The sequence below is a fragment of the Micromonospora sp. NPDC023814 genome (genome assembly GCF_040639595.1).
Taxonomy (GTDB): Bacteria; Actinomycetota; Actinomycetes; order Mycobacteriales; family Micromonosporaceae; genus Micromonospora.
This window is the reverse complement of record NZ_JBFAAF010000058.1, coordinates 42,544-49,158: the sequence shown is the minus strand read 5'-3', so window position 1 is coordinate 49,158 and position 6,615 is coordinate 42,544. Positions and strand designations below refer to the sequence as shown.

7 protein-coding genes are annotated in these 6,615 nt (G+C 66.9%); 5 read left to right on the top strand and 2 right to left on the bottom strand.

Translation table 11 applies throughout. The features are described 5' to 3' along the window. Window positions 1-86 precede the first annotated feature (86 nt). Both AB0G14_RS26005 and AB0G14_RS26000 read right to left on the bottom strand, forming a co-directional pair. Entirely contained in the window at window positions 87-311 is a 225-nt protein-coding gene (locus AB0G14_RS26005) for a hypothetical protein (RefSeq protein ID WP_357701631.1), read from the bottom strand. Window positions 312-692: 381 nt separating this feature from the next. Continuing rightward, the gene (locus tag AB0G14_RS26000; RefSeq protein ID WP_357701629.1) at window positions 693-1,067 is read right to left on the bottom strand and encodes a hypothetical protein; all 375 of its coding nucleotides are present in this window, start codon (window positions 1,065-1,067) and stop codon (window positions 693-695) included. A gap of 27 nt (window positions 1,068-1,094) precedes the next feature. Between AB0G14_RS26000 and AB0G14_RS25995 the strand changes: the two genes are divergently transcribed. The 5 genes from AB0G14_RS25995 to AB0G14_RS25975 all read left to right on the top strand — a co-directional run bounded on the left by AB0G14_RS25995 (window position 1,095) and on the right by AB0G14_RS25975 (window position 6,595). After that, window positions 1,095-3,707: an N-6 DNA methylase gene (locus tag AB0G14_RS25995; protein ID WP_357701627.1), complete on the top strand. Its 2,613-nt coding sequence runs from the start codon at window positions 1,095-1,097 to the stop codon at window positions 3,705-3,707. Between the two features lie 113 nt (window positions 3,708-3,820). Further along, window positions 3,821-4,828 (top strand): hypothetical protein, encoded by a 1,008-nt coding sequence (locus AB0G14_RS25990; RefSeq protein WP_357701625.1) that lies wholly within the window; start codon window positions 3,821-3,823, stop codon window positions 4,826-4,828. Window positions 4,829-4,861: 33 nt separating this feature from the next. Beyond that, complete coding sequence (locus AB0G14_RS25985) at window positions 4,862-5,275, top strand: hypothetical protein (RefSeq protein ID WP_357701623.1); 414 nt, start codon at window positions 4,862-4,864, stop codon at window positions 5,273-5,275. Then, the gene (locus AB0G14_RS25980; RefSeq protein WP_357701621.1) at window positions 5,272-5,985 is read left to right on the top strand and encodes a hypothetical protein; all 714 of its coding nucleotides are present in this window, start codon (window positions 5,272-5,274) and stop codon (window positions 5,983-5,985) included. The genes AB0G14_RS25985 and AB0G14_RS25980 overlap by 4 nt, the downstream gene beginning before the upstream one ends. After that, window positions 5,975-6,595 carry a thymidylate synthase gene (locus tag AB0G14_RS25975; protein WP_357701619.1) on the top strand — a complete coding sequence of 207 codons (621 nt, stop codon included), beginning with the start codon at window positions 5,975-5,977 and terminating at the stop codon, window positions 6,593-6,595. The genes AB0G14_RS25980 and AB0G14_RS25975 overlap by 11 nt, the downstream gene beginning before the upstream one ends. Window positions 6,596-6,615: the final 20 nt, after the last annotated feature.

The window sequence follows — 6,615 nt, the reverse complement described above, 5'->3', positions numbered from 1 at the left end:
AACAACGAAGATGGCAGCGCAGGCACGGGACTCCATCGGTCACGAAGCGTAGAGAACTCCGATGATCAATGGCCCCGTGCCTGTCACTACCCAGGAGTCCCGTCTGCCCAGATCCCAGACCTACTGCCGGTCGCTCTAAGCAGCAGGAACCTGTCGCTGCCGTCGTCGGGTGCCAGCACCACCACCCCGCGCCAGAAGTCGGTGGCCCGGATCGTCCGCATCCGCGGATCCCGCGCGTTGTTCACCGACTCCAGGTGCAGGCCCTTGTCGGCGTGCAGCTCGGCGATGCTGAGCTGCTGAAACTTTTCCATCGCCTTGCGTACGCCGGCCTTGGACCGGCTTCTCCAGGACGTCGTGGCTCTGCCAGAAGCTGTTGGCCAAGGCAAGCTGCGGCACGGCGGCCTCCTGCATGGTCGGTCGAGGCGGTGGGTGCGGCCCTACCGGCTACTGATGTGTCGGGTTGGACGCCGTCGGCAGCGCTGACGCGAACCGAAGCTACCGGGTCCTGGCAGCCCGGTCGGTCACCGCGCGTGAGCTGTCCATAATCCGACAGCGATTCGCAGCCTCTTGGATTCGGCGACGTTCAATATCCACACTGATGTATGGCCCGCTCGGACGGTACGCCAGATGGAAGCCGGAGCCGCCGCTCAGCACCCCGGCCTCAGGTACGCGCGCCCGACGGCTTCCCCCCGTCACTGCAGCCCCTCCTGGCGCGGATCGCCGATCGGCGCGCCGCCCGCAGCGAAGCAACCCTGCAGGCCGACATCCGCCAGCTTCTGCTGGCCGGTGACTTCGGACTCTCCCACGACCACCTCGACGACGTCGACCTCGAAGCCCCGGCCGGCGGCGGCCGACGCATCGACATCGAAGTCGGCTACACCGTCATCGAGGTCAAGCGACGACTCCAGAACGGGCGCCCGCTGCTGGAGGCCGAGCGGCAGCTCGGCGGCTACGTTCGGTCGCGCAGCATGAAGAGCGGCCAGCGATACGTCGGCATCCTGACCGATGGCGCCACCTGGCGTGCGTACCAGCTGACCGGCGACGCGCTGACCCTCATCGACACCCACACATTGGCGGCCACACGCCCTGACGGCATGCCCCTCTTCTACTGGCTGGAAGGCGTACTGGCGACGAGCCAACGGGTCCGGCCGGCTCCCGCCGAGGTGGCACGCCGCCTCGGCGCACACAGCACCTCCCACAAGCTGGACCGCGCCGCACTCGCCGCCCTCTACGCAGAGCACGAGCAGTTGCCGACCGTAAAGTTGAAGCGGAAGCTGTGGGCGGAGCTGCTGGACAGCGCCCTAGGCACCCAGTTCGTCGACGATTCGGATCTGTTCGTCGAGCACACCCTGCTGATGAACAGCGCGTACATCATCGCGCACCTGGTCGTCGGCATCGACGCCCTGGAGTTGCAGCCACACGACCTCATCACCGGGCAACGGTTCGACAAGGCCCGCATCCTGGGCGTGGTCGAGCACGACTTCTTCGGCTGGACCACGGAGGTACCCGGCGGTCGCGAGCTCATCCAGGGACTCACCCGGCGACTGGCCCGGTTCGACTGGCTTCAGGCCGACCACGACATCCTCAAGGTGCTCTACGAGTCGATGATCGGCACCGAGACGCGCAAGCGGATGGGCGAGTACTACACGCCCGACTGGCTCGCCGAGCACCTCGTCGACACCGTCGTCACCGATCCGCTGCGGCAACGGGTGCTGGACCCCGCCTGCGGCTCCGGCACCTTCCTCTTTCACGCCGTACGCCGGTACCTCGCCGCCGCCGAGACGGCGGCCGTGCCGCTGGACGCCGCGCTGACGCAACTCACCCACCACGTGGTCGGCGTCGACCTGCACCCGGTCGCCGTGGCGCTCGCGCGCGTAACCTACCTCCTCGCCATCGGCCACCAGCGGCTCACCGATCAACGGGACGCCATCACCATCCCGGTCTACCTCGGCGACAGCATGCAGTGGCGGGAACGCCGCGACCTTTTCACCGAGGATCACGTACGGATCAGTGCCGGCTACAACGCCAGCGAGGTCGAGGAGTGGCTGCGCTTCCCGAAGAGCCTGCTCGATGAGCCGAGCCGTTTCGACCAGATCGTCGCGGGGCTCGCCACCATCGCGGCAAAGCCGCGAGATCCCGACAACCCGCCATCGCTGGCGGCGTTCTTCCACCACATGAGGATCGGGCCAGACGACCAGCCGATGATCCGCGGCACCTTCGAGGCGATGTGCCGACTGCACGACGAGGGCCGCGACCACATCTGGAGCTACTACCTGCGTAACCTGGCCCGGCCGGTCTGGCTAGCGATGGACGACAACCGGGTGGACATCCTGATCGGCAACCCGCCGTGGCTCTCGTACCGCCACATGCCTCGGGACATGCAGACCCGGTTCAGGGAGCTCTCCCGAGACCGCGGGCTGTGGCACGGCCGGGAGTTCGCCACCAACCAGGACCTCTCAGCTCTCTTCGTGACCCGAGCGGTCCAGCAGTACCTTCGCGACGACGGCTCGTTCGCCTTCGTCCTGCCGAACTCGGTGCTCGATCGGGAGTACTTCGAGGGCTTCCGCAGGGGATGGTACGAGGACACCGCCGAGCCAACCGCCGTCGCCTTCACCGGGTCCTGGGACCTGCGACGCCTACGCCCCCATCTCTTTCCGCGCGGCGCCGGCGTCGTCTTCGGCGACCGAGCAGCGCTGAGCACCTACCGACGCCTGCCTTCAGTGACGGAGCGTTGGACGGGACGCGTGCCGACGGACGCAAAGTCGTGGCAGCAGGTCGAACCTCTCATCGCCCGGGAGACAGCCGATCTGGTCGCCGGCGGATCGGCCCTGACCGAGTCGCCGTACAAGCCACGGTTCACCCAGGGCGCCACGATCGTGCCGAAGCTGCTGTTCTTCGTGGACACGGATTCCGGCGGGCGGCTCGGCCTCGGGGCCGGCCGCCACGCCGTTCGCTCGGCGCGCAGCAACTTGGAGAAGGCCCCGTGGAAGGAGCTGCCCTCGCTCGAAGGCGTCGTGGAATCCGAGTTCATCCGACCTGTGCTCCTCGGCGAGAGCCTGCTGCCGTACCGGATCTTGCCAGCGAAGAAGGCGGTGTTGCCGCTCGACGGTTCCACGCTGATGACCGGACCTGGATCGCGAATCGACTACTACTTCGGTCTCGCCGAATGGTGGCGGACGGCCGAAGCCACCTGGGAGGCGCACCGCAGCAGCACGCGCCTCACCCTGGCCGAGCAGCTCGACTTCCGGCACAAGCTGACCGCGCAGTTCCCCGCACCGCCTCTCCGGTTGGCCTACTCGGCCTCCGGGATGCACGTCGCCGCCGCTATCGTCGACGACCCGGCCGCAGTCATCGAGCATGGGCTCTACTACTGCCCGATCGACAGCCAAGCGGAAGGCCACTACCTCAGCGCGATCCTGAACAGCCCCGCCCTCACCGCGCTCGCCCGTCCGTTGATGTCCTATGGCAAGGACGAACGGCACATCGACAAACACGTGTGGAAACTACCCATCCCTCGATACGACGACACGGACCAGCGGCACCAACGGCTCGCGGAACTCGGCCAGGAGCAGTGTCAGATCGTGGCCGGGCTCAACCTCGAGGAGGGCCGGAACTTCGTGACAATGCGTCGGCGGGTTCGAGCCGAACTCGCGCAGCACCCGGCCACGCCGGAGATCGAGGCCATCGTCCTGGAGATGCTCGGTTGATGGACACTTCACCTACCTCCGGATTACACGGTCCTGCGAAGCACCTTCACAGTCGATGGCTCGTCGATGAACATGACGAGCAAGCTGTCCAACACTCCCAGATGGAGGGCTGAGTGGTCAGCAACGCGTTCCCTGCCGAGCCGAAGGAACGGCCGATACTGCCCAGAGCGCACCGGACCGTAAATGTCGGCGGAGGCGACTACGCCTTCACCGACCTTCGCAAGACAGACCTCGGCGGCGTGCAGAGCCGGCAGTTCCGCTTCTTCACGCCGGTGCGGCGGGAGCGGATGCGCTTGCCTACCTCTCTGCCTGAGTTCGCGGGATTGCGGCATGTGGCCAATCTGTCCGACAGCCCGGTGACAGTGGCGGCGGAGCTCGGAGGGCACTGGTCGGAGCACAATCTGGCGGCCATCACGCACGTCGCCGCGTGCAACTTCCGCTGTTCCTACTGCTACGTCGACTACCGCCATCTGGCCGGTCGGGACGCCTTCCTTACCAATGCCGACGAGGTGGCGGACGAGTTCGTGTCACTCAGGCGCACGGCTCAGGCTGCCGGTCGGCAGCTCAGCCTGTTGCGCGTCAGCGGCGGCGAGCCGCTGCTTGCCCCCTCCCTCGTGATCGAAATCTACCGTGCCGTGGCGGCGCGGGGCCTGCTCGGCTCCGTCGTCCTCAAGGTGGAGTCGAACCTCTCCGCCCTGCCGTACGCGTGGCAGCAGAGCGGACCTCGGCTTTCCGCAGTCGAGCGCGAGGAGCTGCGGCACGTCAAGGTGCACGCGACGCTCCATCACCCGCCCGGCAGCGGCGACTGGCCCGCCATCCGCGACGGGATCGTCCTGGCGCTCGAGCTTGGCTTCGATCTGTTTCCGGCGGTCGGCGCCAACGACTGGACCGCGGAACAACTCGACATGAGCTTCCACGCGTTGGCCCGGATCAGCCCGGGGCTCCCCCGGCGACTCGCGGTGCGTCCCTTTCACCTCGACTATCCCGCGCTGGCGGACCGCCGCAGGCTGCCTCGACCGGCCGAGTCCGAAGCGCCTTCGATGGTGTGGGAGAGGATTTTGCGGCGGCACATCGGTGTCGGGTATCTCGAGGAACCCCGACATCTGGTACCGCTCACTTGAGCACGGATACCGACGGCACGCTTTGGAGGATCGATGCCGGAGATCGAGGCAGTCACGATATGCAGCAGTTCCAAGTTTTACGACACAGCTCAGCTTGCCGAGGCAGCACTCCGCGACCTGGGCATGACCGTCTACACCCCGCGCTACGACTTCAACGAGCAGCATGTGCGGGTCGACGAGCCGGACAAGATCCAGCTCACGCGTGACTTCCTCGCGAAGATCGCGAGGTCGGATGCGATCTTTGTCGTGGCCAACGGTGGATATGCCGGCGTCAGTGTGTGCATCGAGGTCGGCTACGCGGTGGGGCAGGGCAAGGTGGTGTTGTTCTCGGAGCGGCCCGCGGAGTTCGCGCTCCGGGCGCTGGTCGACGCGGTTGTCCCGGTCGAAGCCATCGGCACCGGAGTGCGATCGGTGACCAGGGCCGATGCGGCGGGCAGGTCGCAGTGATCGTAGCGGTGCCCAGTCCCTCAAGCCGACTGTACGGCCCGGTCGCCGACATCGTCGCAAGCCGCTTCGCCGGCTTGGAGGAAGTTCACCCGAGGTCGCTGTGGCGCCGCATGAGCGCGGATTCGCTCGTTCATTGCCGGGGCTTCGACATACCGGAACTTGTGGCCTCAGGAGCCGTCGACATCGGCATCACCGGCTACGACGTATGCGTCGAATGGTGTCTCGCGAACGACCAGCCGCTCATTCTCCACGCGCTGCCGCCAGCCCGGACGTCATTCGTCACCTACTGCACGGTCGCCGGCCGGAAGCCGCGCACGATCTACACCGAGTATCCGGCCATCACCCGAGCCTGGCTCGCCGCGTGCGCGGACCTACGACCGATGCGAATCGTGCGGCTGCACGGGGCCACCGAGGGCGTCATCCGCGCCGACGACAGCGGCGCCGGAGTGTTGCTCGTGACGTCAGGCGAGACCCTGGCCGCGAACGGACTCGACGTGGAGGTGCCTCTTCTGGCCACCGATGTGTGCGTCGTGACGCGTACCCCGTTATTCAGCGGGGGAACGCTGATCGACCTGCCGACGCTGCCGGTGCTGCCCCTGCCGAGCTTTGCGAGGCAGCGGGCGTCTGGTGAGCCCATCCAGCGGCAAATGAGACGGAGGGCGGCGTCGGTGACGCGAAAATCATCAGGGGGACCATCGCGTGGAGCTTGAGGTAGCTACCGTCGCGTCCGGCTGGCACGACGTGCTTTCGGTTTTCTCCCAAGGCCAGCCGGCGCGGGTCGCGACGCGGCACGGGATCTGTTTCGACATCCCGGGTCTTACCGTCTGGCTGAAAAACCCGGCAGACCTGACCCCACCGCGGGACTACCTGTACCCGGAACTGATCAAGGACTATCGCGACCGGATCTTCGGCGAGCAGCGGGAATCGTCGCTGCTCTACCAGCGGCTGCGGGGTTGGGTCGCGGCGGACGGCTCGCCGATCGACCAGTTCGAGCAGGCCACCGAAATGCTTCGGCAGGACGAGCACAGCAGGTCGGCAGTCTTCTCCATGTGGCGGCCGGAGGAGGACCTGGGCGGCCGCTTCCCGGTGTCGCCGGTCGGTGGTGCCCTCCGGATCGTCGGCGACGACCTCGTTCTCTTCCTCACCGCCCGAAGCGTCGACATCTGGGTCGGGTTCGTGCCCGAGTTGTTGACCTTCGCGCAGCTGATCTCCGACGCCGCCCTTGCTCTCGGGCTGCGCGGCAGCAAGGTCTGTTACCACTCGTGGAGCATGCACCTATACGAGGTGGACTACCTCACCTATCTGGCGGGGGCACGATGACACGGTCGCTCACCTTGCTG

What these genes read in the sequence shown, in the direction of transcription:
- AB0G14_RS26005 (WP_357701631.1), bottom strand. Translation starts at nt 311, where the DNA reads ATGGAAAAGTTTCAGCAGCTCAGCATCGCCGAGCTGCACGCCGACAAG.
- AB0G14_RS25995 (WP_357701627.1), top strand. Translation starts at nt 1,095, where the DNA reads ATGCCCCTCTTCTACTGGCTGGAAGGCGTACTGGCGACGAGCCAACGG.
- AB0G14_RS25985 (WP_357701623.1), top strand. Translation starts at nt 4,862, where the DNA reads ATGCCGGAGATCGAGGCAGTCACGATATGCAGCAGTTCCAAGTTTTAC.